The sequence below is a fragment of the Streptomyces sp. NPDC025806 genome (genome assembly GCF_055558275.1).
Genome location: NZ_JBVHMU010000025.1, coordinates 37,544 through 60,991 on the forward strand (window position 1 = coordinate 37,544; position 23,448 = coordinate 60,991).

General features: G+C 72.3%; 9 protein-coding genes. 2 read left to right on the forward strand and 7 right to left on the reverse strand.

Annotated features, from left to right (window positions below; all coding sequences use genetic code 11):
* Nucleotide 1 precedes the first annotated feature (1 nt).
* The 7 genes from ACZ4E1_RS36170 to ACZ4E1_RS36200 form a co-directional block, all read right to left on the reverse strand.
* On the reverse strand, nucleotides 2-8,863 hold the full coding sequence (locus ACZ4E1_RS36170) for an amino acid adenylation domain-containing protein (protein ID WP_467547561.1): 8,862 nt from the start codon (nucleotides 8,861-8,863) through the stop codon (nucleotides 2-4).
* An 11-nt stretch (nucleotides 8,864-8,874) separates the two neighbouring features.
* Nucleotides 8,875-16,653, reverse strand: coding sequence for an amino acid adenylation domain-containing protein (locus tag ACZ4E1_RS36175; protein ID WP_467547563.1), 7,779 nt, complete (start codon nucleotides 16,651-16,653; stop codon nucleotides 8,875-8,877).
* Between the two features lie 40 nt (nucleotides 16,654-16,693).
* Nucleotides 16,694-17,881 carry an NAD(P)/FAD-dependent oxidoreductase gene (locus ACZ4E1_RS36180; protein WP_467547565.1) on the reverse strand — a complete coding sequence of 396 codons (1,188 nt, stop codon included), beginning with the start codon at nucleotides 17,879-17,881 and terminating at the stop codon, nucleotides 16,694-16,696.
* Between the two features lie 19 nt (nucleotides 17,882-17,900).
* Nucleotides 17,901-18,119 carry a phosphopantetheine-binding protein gene (locus ACZ4E1_RS36185; RefSeq protein ID WP_467547567.1) on the reverse strand — a complete coding sequence of 73 codons (219 nt, stop codon included), beginning with the start codon at nucleotides 18,117-18,119 and terminating at the stop codon, nucleotides 17,901-17,903.
* On the reverse strand, nucleotides 18,116-19,693 hold the full coding sequence (locus tag ACZ4E1_RS36190) for an amino acid adenylation domain-containing protein (RefSeq protein WP_467547569.1): 1,578 nt from the start codon (nucleotides 19,691-19,693) through the stop codon (nucleotides 18,116-18,118). The genes ACZ4E1_RS36185 and ACZ4E1_RS36190 overlap by 4 nt, the downstream gene beginning before the upstream one ends.
* Nucleotides 19,694-19,761: 68 nt before the next feature.
* The gene (locus ACZ4E1_RS36195) at nucleotides 19,762-20,481 is read right to left on the reverse strand and encodes an LmbU family transcriptional regulator (RefSeq protein ID WP_467547571.1); all 720 of its coding nucleotides are present in this window, start codon (nucleotides 20,479-20,481) and stop codon (nucleotides 19,762-19,764) included.
* A gap of 95 nt (nucleotides 20,482-20,576) precedes the next feature.
* Nucleotides 20,577-20,792 carry an MbtH family protein gene (locus ACZ4E1_RS36200; RefSeq protein ID WP_467547573.1) on the reverse strand — a complete coding sequence of 72 codons (216 nt, stop codon included), beginning with the start codon at nucleotides 20,790-20,792 and terminating at the stop codon, nucleotides 20,577-20,579.
* A 472-nt stretch (nucleotides 20,793-21,264) separates the two neighbouring features.
* On the opposite strand from ACZ4E1_RS36200, the gene ACZ4E1_RS36205 reads away from it, so the two are divergent.
* Together ACZ4E1_RS36205 and ACZ4E1_RS36210 are read left to right on the forward strand one after the other, a co-directional pair.
* Nucleotides 21,265-22,011, forward strand: a complete 747-nt coding sequence (locus ACZ4E1_RS36205) for a thioesterase II family protein (protein WP_467547575.1) — start codon at nucleotides 21,265-21,267, stop codon at nucleotides 22,009-22,011.
* 176 nt (nucleotides 22,012-22,187) lie between these two features.
* Nucleotides 22,188-23,357: a serine hydrolase domain-containing protein gene (locus tag ACZ4E1_RS36210; RefSeq protein ID WP_467547577.1), complete on the forward strand. Its 1,170-nt coding sequence runs from the start codon at nucleotides 22,188-22,190 to the stop codon at nucleotides 23,355-23,357.
* Nucleotides 23,358-23,448: the final 91 nt, after the last annotated feature.

The window sequence follows — 23,448 nt, forward strand, 5'->3', positions numbered from 1 at the left end:
TTCACTCCTTCACGAACATCTGGCGCAGGCTGGGGCGACGGGGAGCGGCCGATTCCTCCGACCACGCGGCGAGAGCGGACACGGTCGGCAGGTCGAAGATCTTGCGGATGGGAATCTCGATGCCCAGTTCGGCGCGGGCCCGGCTGATCAGGCGGGTGGCCAGCAGGGAGTGCCCGCCGAAGGCGAAGAAGTCGTCGTCGATGCCGATCTTCCCCAGGCCCAGGACCTCCGCGAACAGCGCGCAGAGGGTCTCCTCCCTCGGGTTGCGCGGTGCCCGGCCGGTGGACACCTGCGCGTAGTCCGGCGCCGGCAGCGCCCGCCGGTTGAGCTTCCCGTTCGGGGTGAGCGGGATCTCCGACAGGGGCACCACGGTGGCCGGGACCATGTACTCGGGCAGGCGCCCGCGCAGGTGCTGCGGCAGGTCGGTGAGCAGCGGGCCGACGGCGCGGGCGAGCCCGGGGTGGTTGGCCCGGGTCCGTCCGGCCGCGCCGCTGGGCACGAACGCCCCGCGGACCGTGCGGCGTTCCTCGGGCAGCAGCACCGCGTCGAAGCAGCTCGCGTCGGCCCCGGAGGGGGTGAGGACCGCGTACCGGCCCTGCTGCCGTGCCCATGTGGCGAACTCCTGCGGATCGACCGGCCGGCCGACGTGGGCGGTCGCGGCGATCACTCCGGCCGCGGCCGCCGAGGCGAACTCGCCAGCCAGCCGCGCGTCGGGGATGCCGCTGATCCTCAGCGCGCGGTCGCCCGCCCGCTCGGCGAGGCGGCGCACCCCGGCGAGCCCGGAGACGTCCGCACCCCACGCCGTGGCGGGCACCGTGGCCAGGTCGAGGACATCGGTCGGCTGCTTGTGCAGGACGACCTCGTAGCGGTGCCGGGTCAGCTCGTTGTGCGCCGTGCCCGGCTTCACCCTGATGTCCACGCCGTCGGCGTGCTCCTGTGCCCAGGCGGTGAACCATTCGGGGGCGACGACCAGTTCCCGCTCGGCGAGCAGCGCCTTCTCCACGAGGGTGCGCAGCTCGTCGGGCGAGGCCTGCGGATGCGCCGTGCGCTGCACCGCGGTGAGCAGGGCGCGCAGCGTGGTGGCGTTGCGGACGTCGCCGACGATCAGCCGGCCGCCGGGGGCGAGGAGGTCCATCCCCTGGCGCAGCACGCGGTCCAGGTACGCGACGTCCGGGAAGTACTGCGCGACCGAGTTGAGCACGACGGTGTCGAAGCCGCCCAGGGGCAGCCCGGTGATGTCGTCGGCCGGCTGGGCGCCGAGCCGGATCCGGTCGCCGTGGCCGTCCTTCTCGGCCTGGGCGCGGACGCGGTCCACGACCTTGGCGGAGATGTCGGTGCCCCAGTACTCCTCGACCTCGTCGACGATCTTCGCGAGGAGCAGGCCCGAACCCACACCTATTTCGAGGACGCGCCGGGGTCCGTGCGCCAGGACCTGGGCCACGGCGGTGTCCCGCCACTCCAGCATCTGCTCGCGCGGGATCGGCTCGCCGTCGTAGGTGGACTTCCACAGCTCGAAGTCCTCGCCCAGGGCTTCGTCCTCGGAGGCCGCGTAGCTGTCGTCGTAGACCTCGCGCCACTCGTCGACCTGGGCGTCCGCGTCGGCGGCCGCGGCCGCCGGTTCCGGCACGACATAGGCGACGAGGCGCTTGTCGTCCTTCTGGTCCTCACGCACCACCACGGCGGCCTGGGCCACGCCCGTGTGCGAGGCGAGTACGTGCTCGACCTCGCCGAGTTCGATGCGGTAGCCGCGGATCTTGACCTGGAAGTCCGTACGCCCGATGTACTCGAGCCGTCCGTCCGCGCCCCACCGCACCAGGTCTCCGGTGCGGTACATGCGGGCGCCGTCCGGACCGAACGGGCAGGCGACGAACCGTACGGCGGTCAGGTCGGGGCGGCCCTGGTAGCCGCGGGCCAGGCCGTCACCGGCGATGTACAGCTCACCGCTCACGCCGCGCGGGACCGGGCGCAGCCGCGCGTCCAGGACGTAGACCTGGGTGTTGCCGATCGGCGCGCCGATCGCCGGCATCTCCTCGCCCCGGCCGACGGGGGCCGCGGTCGACCAGATCGTCGTCTCGGTCGGCCCGTACAGGTTGGTCACCTCGGCGGCCTGACCGGCCAGCGCGGCGGCCAGCGGCGCGGGCAGCGCCTCGCCGCCGACCAGGACCCGCAGGTCGCGTGCGCCGTCCGGGTCGTCCGTGAGGAGCATCTGCCAGAACGCGGGCGTGGCCTGGGCGATGCCGACCCCGTGGCGGCGCATCGACGCGATCGCGGCCGACGGCTGGGAGATGGTCTCCTTGCCCGCGAGCACCACCGCCGCGCCGGAGATCAGCGGGAGGTAGAGCTCGAGTCCGGCGATGTCGAACGCCACCGTGGTCACGGCGAACAGCCGGTCGGTGGGCGCCAGCGGGAACCGCCGTGCCATGGTGGCCAGGAAGTTGGCCAGAGCGCCGCGCGGGATCGCGACGCCCTTGGGCGCGCCCGTCGACCCCGACGTGTAGATCACGTAAGCGGTGTTCTCCGCGGAGACGCTCACCTGGGGCGGGGTGTCCGGGAGCGTGGAGCGGTCCTCGGCCAGGGCGTCGGCGTCGAGCACCAGGGCCGGCCGCGATTCCGCGAGGATGTGGTCGATCCGCGAACGCGGGTGGTCCGGGTCGATCGGGATGTACGCGGCTCCGGCCTTGAGGACCGCGAGCAGCGCCACCACGAGCTCGGGCGAGCGGGGCAGCGACACGGCGACCAGGGACTCCGGTCCCACGCCGCGGCCGGTCAGCCAGTGCGCCAGCCGGTTGGCCCGCGCGTCCAGTTCCCGGTAGCTGAGCGACTGCTCCTCGCCGATGACGGCGAGGGCGTCCGGCGTCGCGCGGGTCTGCCGCTCGAAGGTCTCCACCAGACCCTGTTCCAGGGTCGGTTCGGCGGTGTCGTTCGCCGTGCGCAGCAGCCAGTGGCGTTCGTCCTCGCCGAGCACGTCGAGGTCGGCGACGCGTACCTCCGGGTCGGCGACGACCTGGCGCAGGACGCGGACGAACCGGTCGACGAGGTTCCGGGCCGTCGGCTCGCCCAGCTGGTCGCGCTGGTACTGCAGGGCCATCTGCAGTTCCGGCTCGGACGCGGCGGCCAGGGTGATCGGGTAGTGCGATCCCGCGAAGGGCTGCAGCCCGGTGATGGCGACCCCGGCCGAGGTGTTGGCCTCGTCGATGGCGTCGCGGTCGACGGGGAAGGACTCGAACAGCACCAGGGTGTCGAAGAGCGTGCTCAGTCCGGTGGCGTGCTGGATCTCCGCCAGGCTGTGGTGGTGGTGGTCGAGCAGGGCGCCCTGCCGGTTCTGCAGTCCGGTGAGCAGTGAGGCGAAGGTGTCCTGCTGCTCGCACCGCACCCGTACGGGAATGGTGTTGATGAACATCCCGACCATGTCGTCCGCGTCCAGGAAGGCCGCCGGGCGGCCGGCCACGGTGGCGCCGAAGACGATGTCGGAGCGGCCGGTGAGGTGGGCCAGGAGCACGGCCCACGCGCCCTGCACGAGGGTGTTGACCGTGACGCCGAGCTGCGCGGCGCGGCGCGCCACCCCGGCCATGTCCTCGAAGTCGACCGGGATGTCGCCGACGCCACCGGCGGCGTCGTGGTCCGCGGTGGCACGCGGCACCAGCAGGGTGGGTTCGTCCATGCCGTCGAGCTCGGCGGCCCACACCCGGGCGGACTCGTCGGCGTCCTGCCGCACCAGCCAGGCTAGGAACTCGCCGAAGCTGCGGATGCCCGGCAGTCCGGCCGGGTCGCCGTCCGAGGCGTAGAGCAGCATCAGGTCCCGCATCAGCAGGGGCGTGGACCAGCCGTCGTACAGGACGTGGTGGGCGGTCAGGACCAGTTCGGAGCGGCCGGGTTCGAGCGTGACGAGGGCGAGACGGATCAGGGGCGGGGTGTCCAGGTCGAAGTGTGCCGCCCGGTCCCCCACGAGGAACGCGTCGAGCCGCTCGTCGCGTGCGGACGGGTCGGTCGCGCTGAGGTCCAGGTGCTGCCAGGGCAGGGTGACCGCCTCCGGGATCACCTGGACGACTTCGCCGTCCTCGCGGTCGACGAATGCCGCGCGCAGGTTGGCGTAGCGCTCCAGGAGGGCCTGTCCGGCGCGCCGCATCCGCTCCGGGTCGACGTCGCCGGACAGATGGAACACCAGCTGCATGTGGTAGACGTCGAAGGTCTCGTCGGCGGTGAGCATCGAGTGGAAGAGCAGCCCGGACTGGACCGGGGTGACGGGCCACACCTCGGCGAGCCGGCCGAAGCGGGTCTCCCAGGTGTCGATGTCGTCCTGCGCCACGTCGACCAGCGGCGCGTCGGCCGGCGTCAGCCCGCCGGCGTCCGGGGAGGCGGCGTGACGGGCCAGCGCGGTCAGCGCCTCGACCCACAGTGCGGCCAGTTCGCTCACGTCGTCGTGGGAGAGCAGGCCGCCGGGGAAGCCGAAGTACGCGGTCAGCCGCTCCTCGCCGTCGGCCGTGGTGGTCGCCACCGCGTTGATCTCCAGCGCCGACAGCGCGGGCATGTCCGCGTCCGGCGCGGCGATCAGGTCCTGGTGCGTGGTGTCCGGCGTCCAGCCGAGTCCGCGCAGTTCCTCGGGGATGTCGGCGCCGGAGGCGCGACCCAGGTAGTTGAACCCGATCTGCGGTCCGCGCGGGCCGGCCAGCTCACCGGCGGTCTCCTGGTTGAGGTGCCGCAGCAGCCCGTAGCCGAGGCCGTTGTCCGGCACCGCGCGCAGCTGTTCCTTGACGGCCTTGACCGCGCGCCCCGCAGCGATGCCGCCGCCGAACGCGTCCGCGGCGTCGATGCCCGCCAGGTCCAGGCGGACGGGGTACATGGCGGTGAACCAGCCGATGGTGTCCGACAGGTCGGCGCCGGGGATCAGGTGGTCCTCGCGGCCGTGTCCCTCGCGGCGGACCAGGGTCGGGCAGGACGCGATGCCGCGGGCACCGCGCCAGCGGTCCAGCGCCAGTGCGAGTCCGGCGAGCAGTCCGTCGTCGGCGCCGCCGCGGTAGACCGCGGGCAGCGTGTCCAGCAGGGTCCGGGTGACGTCCGCCGGGACCTGGACGCGGACGGTGTCCACGGTGGCGGTCACGTCGCGCGCGGGGTCCAGTTCGCGGGCGCCGAGCACCGGCTCGTCGGTGCTCAGGATCTCCTGCCAGAAGGGGAGTTCGGCCGTCCGGTGCGGGGCGGCCGCCTCGTCGGCCAGCGCGTGCGCCCAGCGGCGCAGCGTGGTGCTCTGCGGCGCGGCCTGCGGGGCGAGTCCGTCGCGGACCCGCTGCCAGGCGGCGGCCAGGTCGGGGACCAAGATGCGCCACGACACGCCGTCGACGACCAGGTGGTGCAGCACGACCAGCAGGCGGTCCGGCTCCGTGCCGGAGGTGAGCCGGACGAACTGCGCCATGACGCCCGCGTCCGGGTCGAGGCGGTCGGCGGCCGCGTCCAGCTCGGCCTGTACCTCGCCCTCGGTGTACGGCACTTCGCGCAGGAGCGTCCCGGCGTCCACGCTGCCCGCCGGGCGCGTCACCAGGCCCCGCTGCTCGCGGTCGAGCCGGGAGCGCAGGGCGTCGTGCCGGTCCAGGACCGCCTGGAGGGTCGTGACGAGGCCCGCGCGGTCGATGCCCTCGGGCAGGGTCAGCAGCGCCGACATGCAGAACCGGCCGATGCCGCCGCCGAGCGCCAGCACGTGCGCGGCGGTCGGTGTCAGCGGGGCGGAGCCCACGCCGCCGCCGGGAAGCTCGGCGAGGACGACGCGTTCCTCCTCCTCGCGGCCCCCGACGAGTTCGGCGAGCCGGGCGACCGTCCGGTGCTCGAAGATCTCCCGGGTGCTGACCAGCACGCCGCGCGCCTTGGCGCGGGCCACGACCTGGATGGAGCGGATGCTGTCGCCGCCGCTGGTGAAGAAGTCGTCGTCGACGCCCACCTGTTCGGCGTCGAGCACGTCCGCGTACACCTCGCAGAGCACGCGCTCGGTCTCGTCGCGCGGGGCGCGGTACTCGGCGCCGGCGAACTCCGGTTCGGGCAGTGCGGCCCGGTCCAGTTTCCCGCTGGCGGTCAGCGGCAGCCGGTCGAGCACCATCAGCTGGGAGGGCACCATGTAGTCGGGCAGCCGGTCGGCGACGAACCGTCGCAGGTCGGCCACCGAGACCGCGCCCGCCGTGGCCACGTGGCCGACGAGCCTCGGCTTGCCGCCGGGGTCCTCGCACACGGTCACCGCGGCCTGGGCGACGGCGGGGTGCTGGGCGAGGACCGTCTCGACCTCGGTGGGCTCGACGCGGATGCCGTTCACCTTGACCTGGGTGTCGGCCCGGCCGGCGTACCTGAGGTTGCCGTCCGCGTCCCACCGGGCGAGGTCGCCGGTGCGGTACATGCGCGCGCCGGCGGGGCCGAAGGGGCAGGCGACGAAGCGTTCCGCGGTCGCCGGGCCGTTGCGGTGATATCCGCGGGCGACCGGGCCGCCGACGTACAGTTCGCCGATCACGCCCTGGGGGACCGGGGTCAGCTCGGGGCCCAGGACGTAGGCGCGCATGTTGGCCAGCGGCTGTCCGACGGGGATCGCGCCGGTGCCGGTCCAGGGTCGCGGCACGGTGTACGTGGTGGCGTAGAAGCTCTCGGTCTGTCCGTAGGCGTTGACGACCCGGACCCCGGGCAGTGCGGCGTGCACGCGGTGCACCAGGTCGGCCGAGAGCGCCTCGCCGGCGAAGACGACGGTCTCCACGTCGAGTCGCGGGCCGCCCGCGGCACCGGTGCCGAGCTGGTCGAGCAGCGCGGAGAAGACGGTGGGCACGGCGCTGACGGTGGTGCCCGACCACCCGCCGCGTTCGGCGACTTCGAGCACGTCGCGGACGATCTCCACGCTCGCACCGCTGGTGAGCGCGGTGAAGATCTCGAACACGGAGACGTCGAAGTTCACCGAGGTCGCGGCCAGCATGCGGGAGCCGGCCTCGACGCCCGTGCGTCGGCGCAGTTCCTGTACGCCGTTGACGACGCTCGCGTGGGAGACGGCGACGCCCTTGGGCGTGCCGGTCGAGCCGGACGTGAACATCACGTAGGCGAGATCGTCCGGTGTGGCGCGGACGTCCAGCGGCTCGGGCGTGGGGCCTTCGAGGTCGAGGTCCTCCAGGTGGAGCACGGGCCGCCGGGTTCCGGCGACGGCCGGCGCGGTCTCGCGGTCGGTCAGCACCAGCACCGGGTCGGCCGTGCCGAGCAGCAAGTCGACGCGGGCGGACGGATAGTTCGGGTCGATCGGCAGGTAGGCGCCGCCGGCCTTGAGGACCGCGAGGAGCGCGGTCACGAGGTCGGCGGAGCGTGGCAGGGCCACGGCGACCGGGACGTCCGGGCCGACGCCGTGGCTCCTGAGCAGCGCGGCGAGGCGGGTCGCGCGGGCCTCGAGTTCGGCGTACGTCCACGACAGCGCACCGGACACCACCGCGGTCGCGTCCGGTGTGCGCGCGGCCTGCGCGGCGACGAGCTCCGGCACCGTCGAGGCGGGCACCGGCGCGGTCTGTCCGCTCAGCTGCGTCAAGCGGTCCCGCTCCGTGCCGGTGAGCACGTCCACCGCGCCGAGGCGCTTGCCCGGATCGGCGACCACCTGACGCAGGACGCGCACGTACCGGTCGACGAGGCTCTCGGCCGTCCCCTGGTCGAACAGCTCCGTGGCGTATTCCAGCCGCCCGTACGCTCCCCCGGACGGTGCCGGGACGATGTTGAAGAACAGGTCGAACTTCGCGGTGCCGGTACCGGCCGGCACCGGTGTGACGCGCAGCCCCGGTATCTCGATGTGCGACCACTCGAACTGCCAGGCGAGCATGACCTGGAACAGCGGCTGGTACGCGGTCGTGCGCTCCGGGCTCAGCAGCTCCACCAGCCGCTCGAACGGCACGTCCTGATGGTCGTAGGCGGCCAGGGCACGGTCGCGCACCTGGTCCAGCAGGTCACCGAACGACGGGTTCCCCGCCAGGTCGACGCGGAGCACCCAGGTGTTGGCGAAGAACCCGATCAGGTCGTCGAGCTGCTCGTCGGCGCGGCCCTCGATCGGGCTGCCGATGGTCAGGTCGTTGCCGGCGCCGAGGTGGTGCAGGAGGACCGCGAGCACGGCCTGGGCGAGCATCGGCGCCGTGGCACCGTGCTCGGCGGCCAGCTTCGCCACCCCGGCGAGCAGGTCCGCGTCCATCTCGAAGTCGACGTGGCCGCCCTGGTGGCCCGCCACCGTCGGGCGCGAGCGGTCGAGGGGCAGCTGCACCGGCTGCGGGGAACCGTCCAGCTCCCGGCGCCAGTAGGCGAGCTGTTCGGCGGCGACGCTCTGCGGGTCGTCCTCGTCGCCCAGCAGCTGGCGCTGCCACAGGGTGTAGTCCTTGTACTGCACCGGCAGCGGCGCCCACTCCGGGGCACGGCCCTGTCCGCGCGCCGCGTACGCCGAGAGCAGGTCCCGCATGAACGGTGCCATCGAGGCGCCGTCGGCGGCGATGTGGTGGAACACGAACAGGAGCACGTGTTCCTGCGGCGCGAGACGGAACACGGTCGCGCGGAACGGGAGTTCCGTGTCCAGGTCGAAGCCCCTGCAGGCGGCCTCGCGCAGCGCGGCCTCCAGCGCGTCGGCGGCCACGTCGACCGTCTCGAGCCGGAGGGCGGCCTCGTGCGCGGGCAGGACCCGCTGCTCCGGAGTGCCGTCCTCGCTCTCGCCGACCAGCGTGCGCAGGCTCTCGTGCCGGGTGACGACGTCCGTCACGGCGACGGCCAGCGCCGCCGTGTCCAGCTCCCCCTCCAGGCGGAGAACGAGCGGGATGTTGTAGGTCGCGGACGGGCCTTCCAGTCGGTGGAGGAACCACATCCGTCGCTGCGCGAAGGACAAGGGGATCATCGACGCTTCTCCTAAACGGTCATCTGGCCCAGCTGGGGGCGCAGCCGGGGGCGGTCGGACGTGGCCAGTTCCTCGATCCGCTCCGCCAGTTGGGCGACGGTCGGATTGCGGAAGACCGTGGTGACTTTCACGTCGACGTGCAGCTGACTGCGGATGCGGCCGGTCAGCCGGGTGGCGAGCAGGGAGTGCCCGCCGTGGTCGAAGAAGTCGACGTCGATGCCGACCTCCTCCACACCCAGCAGATCGGCGAACAGCCGGCAGAGGACTTCTTCGTTGGGGGTGCGCGGCCCTCGTCCGGCCGCGACCTCGGTCTGCTCCGGTGCGGGGAGCGCCTTGCGGTCGAGCTTCCCGCTCGGTGTCGTGGGCAGCTCGTCGAGCGGCACGATCGCCGACGGGACCATGTACTCGGGCAGGCGCTCGCGGGCCAGCTCGGTGAGAACAGCGGCGTCCGGCGCGGCCGTGCCCTCGCGGGGCACGACGTAGGCGACCAGGCGCTGGTCGTCGGCGCGGTCCTCGCGCACCACCACGACCGTGCTCTGCACGTCCGGGTGGGAGCCGAGCACCTGCTCGATCTCGCCGAGTTCGATGCGGAAGCCGCGGACCTTGACCTGGAAGTCGGTCCGGCCGATGTACTCGACCTGCCCGTCGTGGCTCCAGCGCACGAGGTCGCCGGTGCGGTACATCCGGGTACCGGGCTCCCCGTAGGGGCAGGCGACGAAGCGGGTCGCGGTCAGGTCGGTCCGGCCGAGGTAGCCGCGGGCGAGGCCGGTGCCGGCCAGGTACAGCTCGCCGGCGACGCCGGGGGCGACGGGGCGCAGGGCCGCGTCGAGCACGTACACCTGCGTGTTCCACACCGGTGCGCCGATCGGCACCCGGGCGGAGCCGGGCACGTGCTGCCAGGCGGTGACCTCGACCGACGCCTCGGTGGGGCCGTAGAGGTTGTGCACGCCGCAGCCGGGGAGCACGTCGACGGCCCGGTCCGCGAGGGCCGGCGGGAAGGCCTCGCCGGCGACCTCGATCCAGCGCAGGCTGGTGCACTCCTTGGCCTCGGGTTCGGCCAGGAAGGCTTCGAGGAGGGAGGGGACGAAGTCGGCGCCGGTGACGCCCTCACGGCGGATCAGGTCCGCGAGATACGCCGGGTCGCGGCGGCCGTCGGGACGCGCGATCACGATCGACGCACCCACCTGCAACGGCGCGAACAACTCCGGCACCGACACATCGAAACTCGCCGTCGTGCTCAACAGCACCCGGTCCTCGGCCGTCACATCGAAGTGCGACAGACCCCACGCCAACCGGTTCATGATCGACCGGTGCGCCACCTGCACACCCTTCGGACCACCCGTCGAACCCGACGTGAAGATCACATACGCCGCATGATCCGGCGACAACGACCGCTCCGGATTCGACTCCGGATACCCGGACACATCCGGCAACTCCTCGTCCAGCACCAGCAACGGCCGCGCACTGTCCAGCACATGCCGCACCCGGTCCTCCGGCAGCTCCGGATCCACCGGCACATACGCGGCACCCGACTTCACCACCGCATAGATCGCCACCAGCAGATCCACCGACCGCGGAATCTTCACCGCGACCAGATCCTCCGGACCCGCCCCCTGCTCCACCAACCAGTGCGCCAACCGATTCGCACGCCGGTTGAACTCCCCATAGGTCAGCGACTCCGACTCACCCACCAGAGCCACCCGCTCCGGAGTCCGCTCCACCTGCGCCTCAAAAGCACCCGGCAACGTCCCCGCCACGACATCGCGCGCCGTGTCGTTGACGCGGCTGACGAGCAGGTCGCGCTCGTCGGCCGACAGGACGTCGATGGCGCCGACCGGGGTCGCCGGGTCGGCGAGCACCTGGTCGAGGACGCGGACCAGCCGGGCGGCGACGGTCTCGGCGGCGTCCCGGTCGTAGATGTTCCGCTGGTAGTCGAGGGAGAGGCGGAGGTAGGGGTCCGAGGAGTTGAGGGTGAGGGGGTAGTGGGAGCCGGCGAAGGGCCGGATGCTGTCGATCGTGAGACCGGCGGAGGCGTTCGCGTCGACGATGCCCTCGCGGTCGATCGGGTAGTTCTCGAACACCACGATCGAGTCGAACAGGGAGGGCAGTCCGACGCCGCGCTGGATGTCGGCGAGGCCGTAGTAGTGGTGGTCGAAGAGGCTGATCTGCCGGTTCTGCAGCTCGGTGATGACCTCGCCCATGGTCTGGTCCGGCCGGCACAGCACCCGGGTGGGCAGGGTGTTGATGAACAGGCCGACCATCTCGTCCGAGCCGGTGAGGTCCGCGGGCCGGCCGTTGACGGCGGCTCCGAAGACGACGTCCTGCCGGCCGGTCAGCTTGGCGAGCACGACGGCCCACGCACCCTGGAGCAGCGTGTTGAGGGTGACGCCCAGCTCCGCCGCGCGCCGCGCGAGTTCCCGCCCCTTGTCGATCGAGAGCGGTACCTCGACGCGGCCCAGCGCGGTCGCCTCGCCGTCGGCGCTCTGGCCGTCGGCGACGAGCGTCGGCTGGTCGATCCCTTCCAGTTCGGCCTGCCAGCGGGCGGCCGACGCGTCCCGGTCCTGCCGGGACAGCCAGGCCAGGTAGTCGCCGTAGGAGCGGACCGGGCCGAGGTCGCGGCTTCCGCCGTACAGGTTGATCAGGTCCGTGATGACCAGTGGCGAGGACCAGCCGTCGAACAGGGTGTGGTGCGCCGTGATGATGAGCTTGGCCTGCTGCGGCCCGCAGGTGAGCAGGGCCAGGCGCAGCAGCGGCGGGCGGTTCGGGTCGAGCTGGTCCGCGCGGTCGTCGGCGAGGGCCTGGTCGAGCGCGGTGTCCTGCTCGGCGCCGCTGCGGCCGGTCAGGTCGATGTGCCGCCACGGGATGTCGACGTGTTCGGCGACGACCTGCACGGGGTCGCCGTCGGCGGTGGAGACGAACGCGGAGCGCAGGTTCGGGTAACGCTCCAGGAGCGCCTGTCCGGCCGCCCGCATGCGCTCCGGGTCCACGTGTCCGGACAGATGCAGGACGAACTGCATGTGGTAGACGTCGAAGGCGCCGTCGGCGAGTGCGGCCTGGAACTGGATGCCGGACTGGCCCGGTGCCTGCGGCCACACCTCGGCCAGCGGGCCGTAGCGCTCCTCCCAGGACTCGATGTCGTCCTGGGTGACCGACACCAGCGGGGCGTCGGAGGGGGTGAGCCCGCCGATCGCCGGGCGGGCGGCGTACGCGGCCATGCCGCGCAGCACCTCGACCCACAGGTCGGCGAGTTCGGCGGTCCGCTCGCGGCTCAGCACGCCGGTCGGGAACATGAAGGCGGCCTGCAGCTGGATGCCGTCCGGGGTCTCGGTGGCGACCGAGTTGACCTCCAGGGCGGAGAGCGCCGGCAGGTCCGGGTCGGGCTCGGCGATCAGCTCGGCGGACCAGGACGCGGGGCCCCAGCCGTCGGTGCGCAGGTGCTCGGGGACGTCGGCGTCGGATATCCGGCCGAGGTAGTTGAAGCCGATCTGCGGTACGGCGAGGTCACAGAGCTGTTCGGCGGTCTCCGGGTTCAGGTGGCGCAGCAGGCCGTAGCCGAGGCCCTTGTCCGGGACGCCGCGCAGCTGCTCCTTGACCCGCTTGACGGCCGTACCGGCCGAAGGGCCTCCCGCCAGGACGTCGGCGATGTCCACGCCGTTCACGTCGACGCGCGCCGGGTACATGGTCGTGAACCAGCCGACGGTGCGGGACAGGTCGGCGCCGGGGACCGCTTCTTCCTCGCGTCCGTGTCCTTCGAGGCGGACCAGGCTGGAACGGTCCGTGCCGCGCCAGCGGTTCACCGCGAGGGCGAGCGCCGCGAGCAGGACGTCGGTGCCGGTGCCCTTGAACGCGGCGGGCAGCTTGGTGAGGACGGCGTCGGTCACCTCGGGCGGCAGTTGCACCCGTACGGTGTCGACGGTGGACCACACGTCCACGGCGGGGTCGAAGGCGCGGGCGCCGATCGGCGGGTTGGGCGCCTCCAGCAGGTCGCGCCAGTACGGCAGTTCCGCCTCCCGCTCCGTCGAGAGCGCCTCGGACTCCAGGGCCGCCGCCCAGCGGCGCGCCGAGGTGCCGACCGCGGGCAGCTCGGGCGTCCGGCCGGTCCGGACCTGCTGCCAGGCCTCGGCGAGGTCCGACATGAGGATGCGCCAGGAGACGCCGTCCACCACCAGGTGGTGCAGGACGACGAGCAGCCGTCCCGTGCCGTCGGGCGCGGCGAACCAGACGAAGGCCGCCATCTTTCCGGCTTCCGGGTCCAGTCGCCCGACCGCGTCGTACAGTTCGGCCTTCGCGGCCTCCAGCGAGGCGTCGGCGTCCCAGGGGCCGTCGCACTCGACGCGGTGGATCAGGCCGGTCGCCGACACGGTGCCTCGCGGGCGAACGCGGAGGGAGTCCTCGTCGCCGCGCACCAGCTCGGCGCGCAGGAGGTCGTGCCGGTCGAGCACGGCGTCCAGTGTCGTGGCGAGGCCGTTCGCGTCGATCCCCGCGGGCAGTTCGAGGACCATCGACATGGCGAAGCGGTTCGTGCCGCCGCCCTGTTCGAAGATGTGCCGGGCGACGGGCTGCAGCGGCATCGGGCCGACTCCGCCGCCCTCCAGCTCGGCCAGGACGGGCACCTGCTCGCGGCGGGCGGAGGCGGCCTCGGCGAGGCGGGCCGCGGTGCGGCATTCGAAGATCTCCCGCGTGGAGACCTCCAGTCCGCGGGCGCGGGCGCGGGCCACCACCTGGATCGAGCGCAGGCTGTCGCCGCCGACGGCGAAGAAGTCGTCGTCGACGCCGACGCGGTCCACGCCGAGGACGTCCGCGTACGCGGCGGTGATGATGATCTCGGCCTCGGTGCGGGGCTCCCGGTAGGCCTCGCCGGTGAACTCGGGTTCGGGCAGGGCCGAGCGGTCGAGCTTCCCGGTGGGGCCGAGCGGCAGCCGGCCGAGGGCGACGAAGGCGGAGGGCACCATGTAGTCGGGCAGCCGGGCCGCGACGAACTTGCGCAGTTCCGCGGCGGAGGCGCCGGCCTGCACGTCGACGTCGCCGATGCCGCCGGCGCCGTCGTCGCCGACGGCGCCCTCGCCGGTGTGCACGACGTAGGCGACGAGCCGCTTCCCTCCGGCGGCCACCTCCCGGCTGATCACGACGGCCTCGCTGATGCCGGGGTGCGCGGTGATCGCGGCCTCGACCTCGGCGGTCTCGATGCGGAAGCCGCGCACCTTGACCTGGCCGTCACCGCGGCCGACGCACTCGAGGTGTCCGTCCGCGGTCCAGCGGGCCAGGTCGCCGGTGCGGTACATCCGCTCGCCGGGCCGGCCGAACGGGTTCGCCACGAAGCGCTCGGCGGTCAGGCCGGGGCGGCCGTGGTAGCCGCGGCCCAGGCAGGTGCCGACGACGTACAGCTCGCCGATCACGCCCTGCGGCACCGGGGCGAGCCCGGGGCCGAGGACGTAGGCCCGCATGTTGCCCAGCGGGGTGCCGATGGGCGCGACGTCTCCGTCCGCCCACGCGTCGGAGGCGGCGAGGGAGAAGGTCGTGGCGTAGAAGCTCTCGCTCTGCCCGTAGGAGTTGACGATCTGTACGTCGGGCAGCGCTTCGCGCACCTGGCGCACCAGCCGGCCCGGCAGGACGTCGCCCGCGAACACGACGGTGCGCACGTCCGTGAACCGGTCGAGGCTGCCGGCGAGTTCGCCGAGCACCGAGGGGACGCCGCTGATGACGTGGCCGTCCCAGCTGTCCCGGTCGGCGAGCTCGAGCGCGTTCGCCACCAGTTCGGCCGTGCCGCCGGTGGAGAGCGTGGTCAGCAGCTCGAAGACGGAGACGTCGAAGTTCACGGAGGTGCCGGCGAGCATCTTCCAGCCGGCCGGCGCGTCGAGGACGCGCACCAGCTCGCGCACGCCGTTGACGACGCCGCGGTGGGTGATCGCCGCGCCCTTCGGCTTGCCGGTGGAGCCGGAGGTGTACATCACGTAGGCGAGGTTGTCCGGGGCCGGGGCGGCGCGGCGCGCGGTGTCGTCCGCGCCGGCGGGCTCCCACTGGGCGCGCTGGTCCAGGAGGACGGCCGTGACGTCGTTCGGGGGCATGTCCTGCCAGGTCGCACTGTCGGTGACCGCGAAGCGCGGGGCCGCCTCGGAGAGCACGTGCTCGGCCCGGCCGCTCAGGTACTGCGGGTCCAGCGGCACGTACGCGGCACCGGACTTGAGGATGCCGAGCAGGCCGGCGACCAGGTCCTCGGTGCGGGGCAGCGCGAGGACCACCAGGTCCTCCGGGCCGGCCCCGCGCCGCACGAGCTCGCGCGCGACGGATTCGGCCCGCTCGTCCAGCTCCCGGTACGTCAGGGTGCGGTCGGCGCACACGAGCGCGGGAGCGTCCGGCGTCCGCGCGACCTGCGCCGCGAACAGCTCGGGGACGGTCAGGTCGCCGGTGGCGGCGGTGGTGGTGTCGTCGTCGGCGTTGAACTCGGTGAGCAGGCGCGCGCGCTCGGCCGTGCCGAGGACGTCGACGGTGCCGATCGTGCGCTCGGCGTCGGCGACGAGACGGCCCAGCACCCGCACGAACCGGTCCGCGAGGCTCTCCGCCGTGCCGCGGTCGAACAGGCCGGTGCTGTACTCGAGCCGGCAGCGGGCCCCGCCCGAGCTGTCCGGGAGCAGGTCGAAGAAGAGGTCGAACTTGGCCGTCTGCGTCTCCAGGCGCTCGACCCGGGTGTCCAGGCCGGGCAGTTCGAGCGGCGGCACGGGCGGCTGCCAGGAGAGCATGACCTGGAAGAACGGGTTGTAGGCGGTGGAGCGGTCGGGGTTGAGCAGCTCGACCAGCCGCTCGAAGGGCATGTCCTGGTTGTCGTAGGCCGCGAGCGAGCGGTCCCGCACGCGGGCCAGCAGGTCGCGGAAGGTGGGGTTGCCGGAGAGGTCGACGCGCAGCACCCAGGTGTTGACGAAGAAGCCGACGAGGTCGCGCAGATCCTCGTCGGTGCGGTCGGTGATGGGCGCGCCGATGGACACGTCGTCGCCGCAGCCGAGGTGGTGCAGCAGCACCGCGAGGGCGGAGTGCATGACCATCGACACCGTCGTGTCCTGCTCGGTGGCGAGCTTCTCCACCGCGTCGAGCAGTTCGGAGCCGATCTCGAACGGCACCCGGTCGCCGTCGGGGCTCATCACGCGGGGGCGCGGGCGGTCCGTCGGCAGGGCCAGCGGCTGCGGCAGGTCGGCCAGGGCGTCGCGCCAGTAGGCGAGTTGCCGCGCGGAGACACTCTCCGGGTCGTTCTCGTCGCCCAGCAGGTCCAGTTGCCACAGCGTGTAGTCCGCGTACTGCACCGGCAGCGGTTCCCAGGCCGGGGCGGAGCCCGCCGAGCGCGTCGCGTAGGCCGTGGTGAGGTCGCGGAACAGCGGGCCGAAGGACTCACCGTCGACGGCGATGTGGTGGGCGACGACGACGAGGGTGTGCTCGTGCGGCGCGGAGCGCACCAGGGTGGCGCGGATCGGGATGTCGGCGGCCAGGTCGAAGGTCGCGGTGGCGGCGGCGTCGACGGCCGCCGCCCGCTGCTCCTCCCCCGCGGCCTCGACGACCGTCAGGGCGAACGGCCGCTGCTCGCCCGGCACCACCTGCTGGTGCGGGACACCGTCGTCGCCCTCGACGATCACCGTGCGCAGGACCTCGTGGCGGTCGACGACATCACACAGCGCCGTCTGCAGGGCGCTCACGTTCAGCTCACCGGTCAGCCGCAGGGCGAACGCGCCGTTGTAGGTCGGCGACGGGCCTTCGAACCGGTCCACGAACCACAGCCGACGCTGCGCGAACGACAACGGGATCATTGTGTCTCCAAATCGGCGGAACCAGGGAGCGAGTCGTCACTCAGTCCTGGTCGAGCAGGGTCAGCAGTTCTTCGTTGTAGAAGTCGTCGAGGGAGCAGGCACCCGACAGCGTCGAGAAGTACCGGTCGATGTGCTCCTGGTGGCCGACCAGTTTCTGCAGCATGTCGACCCGGCCTTGAGGCTTGAGCTCGGCCACGTTGAGGGCGCCTTGGTAGTGGCTGAGCGCCTCGCCGCTCAGGTCCTCCTCGTAGCGCCGCAGCGCCGTCCCGAGCGCGGCGTCGTCGTGCAGCCCGTCCCCGATGTGGTCGGTGAGGGACTGCGCCTGGGCGAACGCCTCGGTGATACCGCGGGCGGTGATCGAGTCCTTGTGGTTCACCGCGTCGCCGACGAGCACCCAGCCCGGCCCGTAGGCCTTCCGGAAGAAGTTCTCCTGATGTCCCGTGCCGTAGAGCTGCTCCTCGCGCTTGCCCGAGGACATCCGCTCGAACAGCTCGGGTGCCGTCGTGCGGAAGGTGTCGAGATAGAACGGCTCCACCCCCTTGCGGACGTCCTGGTACTCGTCCTGCGGGAAGTAGGTCATCAGCAGCGTGAGGTCGTCGTTGGTGGGAATGACCCCGATCCAGCGCCCCGGCCGCTCGTACAGCTCGAAGTTCGAGGGGACCCCGGACCAGTAGCTGTAGTAGGTGCAGGTGATCCGCGGGTGCTCGATGACGTTCTGCGCGCCCATCTTGCGCGCCACCAGCGAGCGCATCCCGTCCGCTCCGACGACCAGCCGGGCCCGCTCCGTCGTCTCGGTGCCACCGGGCGTCGAGTACCGCACGCCGACGACCCGGTCGTCCTCCCGGATCAGGTCCTTGACCGCGCAGCCCTCGCGGAAGTCGACCCCGGCCGCGGCGGCGCCCTCGGCGAGGATCGGATCGAGGACGTACCGCCTCGGCGCGTACGTGTACCGCAGGTCGTCGATCGGCTGGGAGAAGCCCTCGATCCGGACCCCGGGGCCCTCGTAGCTCTGCCGGGTGATCGGCCGGCAGCCCGCGTCGCGGAGCCTGTCGAGCAGCCCCCAGCGGTTGAGCAGAGACATTCCCTGCATATGGATGTAGTGCGAGGAAAGGGTGTCCTGCGGGAATCGGGCCTTCTCCAGAAGCAGGACTCGATATCCCTGCCGTGCGAAGAGCATGGCCGTCGGCGAACCCGCACAACGGGCACCTATCACAATGACGTCGTACATGGCGCGCCTCTCTTATCGATTAGAGGGAGTCGATGTATGCGGAGATGGAGGCCACGGTCGGGTTGAGGAACATCTGGTCCATCGGGACCTCGACGTCGAGTTCCTCCAGGAAGGCGCCCTGGATACTCACCATGATCACCGACTGGCCGCCCAGGGCGAAGAAATCGTCTTCGAATGCGATCTCGTCGCGCTTGAGTTCCCGGCACCAAATGGCGCGCACACGTTCGGCGGTGGTCACGGCTCCAACTCCTCCTGCTTGCGGAATGCGTCGGCGAGTGCCGCGCGGTCGACTTTTCCGTGCGGGCTCAGCGGAATGCTCGGAATGTTCAGGAACCTGGCCGGGACCATGTTCCGCGGCAGCGTCTCCAGCAGGCCCGTGCGCACGTCGTCGTCGGTGAGGTCGTCGGCCGCGGGGACCAGGAAGGCGGTCAGTTCCGCCTCGCCGGCGTCGGTGTACGTGACCACGACGGCGGCCTCGCGCACCCCGTCGAGGCGGCCGAGCGCGCGCTCGATGTCGGTGGGGTCGATGCGCATGCCGCGCACCTTCACCTGGGAGTCCATGCGCCCGGCGACGACGAGTTCGCCGGCCTCGGTCAGCCGGCCGCGGTCGCCGGTGCGGTAGACCCGCACGGGCTCGCCGTCGACCTCGATCGTCGTGAACTTCCGGTTCTCGGGGCCCGCGGCCCCCAGGTAGCCCGCGCCGACGCCCGCGCCGGCGATGCAGATCTCGCCCTCCTCGCCCGGCGCGACCCCGCGCAGGTCCTCGTCGAGGAGGTGGATGTCGGTGTTGTACGCGGGGAGGCCGACCGGTGCGATGTCGTGGACGCCGGGCCGGTAGCCGGCCAGGTCGTAGGAGGTCGCGACGTCCGTGCACTCGGCGACGCCGTACTGGTGCAGCAGGGTGCACGTGTTGCCCTCGCGCCGCGCCCAGTCGGTGAGCCGCTCGGCCTTGAGCGCCTCACCGCCGAACAGCACGTAGTCGAGGCGGGTCAGCGCGTCGCCGCCCCGTGCGGTCTCCCAGTCCACGAGCACGTACAGGGTGCTGGAGGCGCAGTGCACCACCCGTATCTCGTGCTGGTTCAGCAGGCGGTAGGCCATCATGGCGTCGAAGTTGCGGCTCGCCAGCAGGTACTGGGTGGCGCCGCAGAACAGCGGGGTCATCAGGGCGCGCTGCGAGAGGTCGAAGCCGAAGGCGCTGACCACGAGGTTGTGGGACCGGTGGTCCAGGCCGTACTCCAGCTGCAGCCAGTTCATGAGGTTGAACCAGCCCTCGTGGCGCACCGCGGTCAGCTTCGGTGTGCCGGTCGAGCCCGAGGTGAACACCGCGTAGCAGAGGTCGTCCCCGGTGACGTGGACGTCGGGCGCGGTGGCCGGGAGCGCGGCCAGGTCCTCGCTCAGGTGCTTCAGGTCGACGACGTCGACGGGCGCCGAGGCGACCATGTCGGCCGTCGCCGGGGAGGCCACGATCAGGGCCAGATCCGGTACCTGGCCCAGCAGCAGTTCGAGCCGCGCCGCCGGGTAGGCCGGGTCGAAGGGCACGTAGGCGGCGCCCGCCTTCAGCGTGCCGAGGATGGCGACGAGCAGGTCGGCCGAGTAGTCGAGGCAGACCCCGACCTTGGCGCCCCGGCCGTGCCCGCGCGCGGCGAGGAACTGCGCGAACCGGTTGGCTCGCGCGTCCAGTTCGGCGTACGTCACCTGCTGTCCGGCCCGGACGACGGCGACCGCGTCGGGGCGGGCCGCCACGTTCTCCTCGAACCGCTTGTGCACGACGGGGGCCGGGGGCAGGGCGACCCGCTTTCCCTGAAGGATCATCAATGGGCTCCGATATGAGTAGGGTCCGGGTCGCCTGCTGCCAGGCGGGGTGCTCCAAACGCAAGGCCCTAGGCGGTGCGCTTCTCGGCGAGACGTTCCTGCGCCGCGCCGCGGTCCGCGCTCTCGAGGAGCCGCGCCACCCAGGTGGCGACGGGCAGGCCCTGCGCCGCGGCCGCCTTCGCGTAGCCCTCCAGTTGTCCGGCCGGCAGCTCGATGGTGAGCGTGGCGACCTCCTGCCGGCCGCGCTCGGCGGGGCCCGGCTTGCCGAGCCGGGACACGTCCCGCTCGCGGTCGGCGCCGTCGGCCGGGACCTCGGTGGAGTCGTTCTGCACGGCCAGGCCGGCCCGGACCGCCCGGCGCAGTTCGTTGCGGGACCACTTCTGCTGCTCCGCCTTGCGCAGCCAGTAGTCCTGCTCGGGGGGCGCGAGTCGGGTCACCTCGGCGTGATGCGCGAAGCTGAGGCTGTCGCGCCTGCGGTGGTGCTCGAACCGCCGGGCGACCCAGGCGTAGTTGCGCAGGGTCTGGTAGTCGAGGCCGGTGCGCTCGATGGCCTCCTTGTACCGGCGCCATCCGTAGGTGGCCTCGCCGTAGATCAGCCAGTCGGCGAGCCACCACGCGGAGGAGTTCACCAGGTCGCGGAGGTTTGTGCCGATCTGCTCCCAGGAACGCTCGGGCAGGTTCTGCGGGAAGACCATCCCCGACTTCTGGATCTTGGCCTGCGACCCCACGAAGGGCAGGATCACATCGCGCTGTGCGGACTCACGCCGGGCACCCGCCGGTCTCGCCATGCGACCGCTCGCGCTTCTCACAGCCCCCGTCGCCATCCTCATCTCCCAACTCAGTGCGTCTTTCCCGGTGTGGGCCGGCCGGACCTGCGGCGGTGTCAGTCCGCCGCCATCGCCTCGCGCAGGCTCTTGGGGCGCAGGTCGTTCCAGTTCTGCTCGACGTACTCCAGGCACTCGGCCCTGGCAGCGGCGCCGAAGACGACCCGCCATCCGGTGGGCACCTCGGAGAACGCCGGCCACAGCGAGTGCTGCTCCTCGTCGTTGACCACCACGTAGAAGCGGCCGTCCTCGTCATCGAAGGGGTTCGCGCTCAACTGGCACCGTCCTTAACCGTCATGGAATTGCTCGGGGTTGTCGGATCGCCCGGCCGGCACACAGGCACCGGCAGGGGCTCGTGCACGGACCGGTCTTGTCCGGCCGACAGGACACTCGGCTGTCCGGTCGACGGGACACCCGGCGCCGGAGCGAGCCCGGCGTCGAGACGTCACGTTAAGGACGCGGTTCTCGGCGCTACAAGGGCGACGGGCGCCGCTCGCGCCCCCGCGCCGAACGGGCCCCCGACAGGCCGGGAATCCCTGTACCGGGGCCTGCGTCCTGTGCCACGATGCCGACTTTGCGCCGGGCCCGAGGGGTCCGTGGTGCGCCCCGGCGCGCGCCCTCGGGCCGCCGGTCCAGAACCGCTGGAGAACGGCCGTACGAACGGCGGAGTCCCTCTCGTGCTCTCGCCGCGCCGGGCGGGGCGCGTTCTATGGTCCGACGACGCGCGGCCGGACCCGAGGGGGAGCGATGGACGGCTCACGGCCTTCCCTGCGCCTGTTCGTCCTGCATCACGCGGGCGGCTCCTACCTCCCGTTCCGCCATTGGCCGGCGCGGCTGCCGGACGCCTGGGACGTACGTCCGCTGGACGCGCCGGGCCACGGGCTCCTGCTCGATCTGCCCCTGATCTCGGACGCGGCCCGCCTCGCGGACTTCCTGCTGCGAGCCGTCGAACCGGAATCGGCCGTGCCCTACGCCCTGTTCGGGCACAGCATGGGGGCGCTCGTGGCCTACGAGATGACCCTGCGGGCGCACGCGCGTGGCCTGCCGCTTCCCGTCTGGGTCGGCGTCTCGGGCCACCCGGCACCCCATCGGACGGTGTCCAGGAGCCTCTACCACGCCCTGCCCGACGCCGAGCTGCGGGCCCGGCTGAGCGAACTCGGCGGCTCCCCCGACGGCATCTTCGACGACCCCGATCTGTGGGCCGTGTTCGCCCCGGTGATCCGGGCCGATCTGCGCCTGGTGGAGACCTGGCGCCCGGGCCCGGTGCCCCGCCCTGTGCCGGTGGCCCTGACCGCCTTCGCGGGCCGGGACGACGCGGCCGCCTCTCCGGAGCTGATGGCGGGATGGGCCGAGCACACCGATCGCTTCCTGGGCCTACGGGTCCTGGCCGGCGGCCACTTCGCCTTCCTGGACGACCCTGCGCCGCTGTTGCGGCAGATCGAGCGGGACGCCTCCCTCGCGCTCGATGCCACGCCCTCGCCGCGCACCCGCTGACCACAGGCTCGCGAACCCTTCCGGCCACCCCGCAGGCCGGCCCTGCCCCCGTGTTCAGCACCGATCCCGGAGTATTCGCACACACTGTCCCGGCCTCGCACAGCTGACCTACTCTGCCGCCGATGTGCCGCGCAAGCCGGACATCAGCCAATACGGACGAGACTCAGGAGCGGGGAATGACGATCGGAATCAGACCGGGAGCGGGACTGGTCGCCCTGGCAGCAGCCGCACTCACGGCCACCGCGCTGGCCGGTCCGGCCCACGCGACCACCACCGGATCCGGCCACCTGGCGACCCAGCGCGCGATCGAGGCCGCCGTCGCGGCCGGGATCCCCGGCGTCACCGCCGAGGCGCGGGACGCCAACGGGACATGGAAGTCGGCGACCGGCGTGGGCGATCTGGAGACCGGGACGGCGCGCGCCCAGAACGACCGCTTCCGCATCGGCGGCATCACGAGCTCCTTCGTGGCGACGGTGCTCCTCCAGATGGAGGCGGAGAAGAAGCTCAGCCTCGACGACAGCGTGGACCGCTTCCTGCCGGGCCTGGTGACGGGCAACGGCAACGACGGCAGCGCCATCACCGTGCGGATGCTGCTCAACCACACCAGCGGCCTGTCCGACTACCTGGCCGACGCCACGTTCGTCGACACGTACGTCCTGGGCGGCGGGTACCTGGAGCACCGGTACGAGACGATGCCGCACGAACAGCGCGTGCAGGTGGCGCTCTCCCACCCGCCGGCGTTCGCGCCGGGGGCGCGGCACTGGTTCTCCAACACCAATGACCTTCTGGCCGCGATGGTCGTCGAGAAGGTCGACGGCCGGACGTACGAGGACGAGGTGCGCCGGCGCATCATCGAGCCCCTGGGCCTCAGGGCCACGTCCAACCCGGGCACCGCGACGACGCTGCCCCGGCCGAGCAGCCGCGCCTACTCCAAGCTCTTCGCCGCCCAGCCGGACCGGGTCGAGGACGTCACGGAGATGAACGGGTCCCAGGCCTGGGGCAACGGCGACATCATCTCCACCGCCGCCGACCTGAACCGCTTCTACGCGGCGCTCATGAGCGGAAAGCTGCTGCCCGCCCAGCAGATGAGGGAGATGAAGACGGTCGTCGTCAACCCTGACTTCCCCGCTTCGTCGTACGGTCTCGGCATCGAGCGGCTCTCGCTGAGCTGCGGCGCGGACATCTGGTACCACGACGGCGGATCGGTGGGCTGGCTCTCGGTGTCCGCCATGACCGAGGACGGCCGCCACCAGCTCACGTTCAACTACAACGCCAACTGGGCGGGCGAGACGCTGCTGCCGATCCTGAACGCCGAGTACTGCACACCGGCCGCCCGCACCCGCTGAGGAGGCCCCGCCCGCACGGCGTCGCCGCGCACACGTGTGACCCCGCACGCGCGAGACGGACATGACTGTTGACCGCCACCCGGCCGCGCTA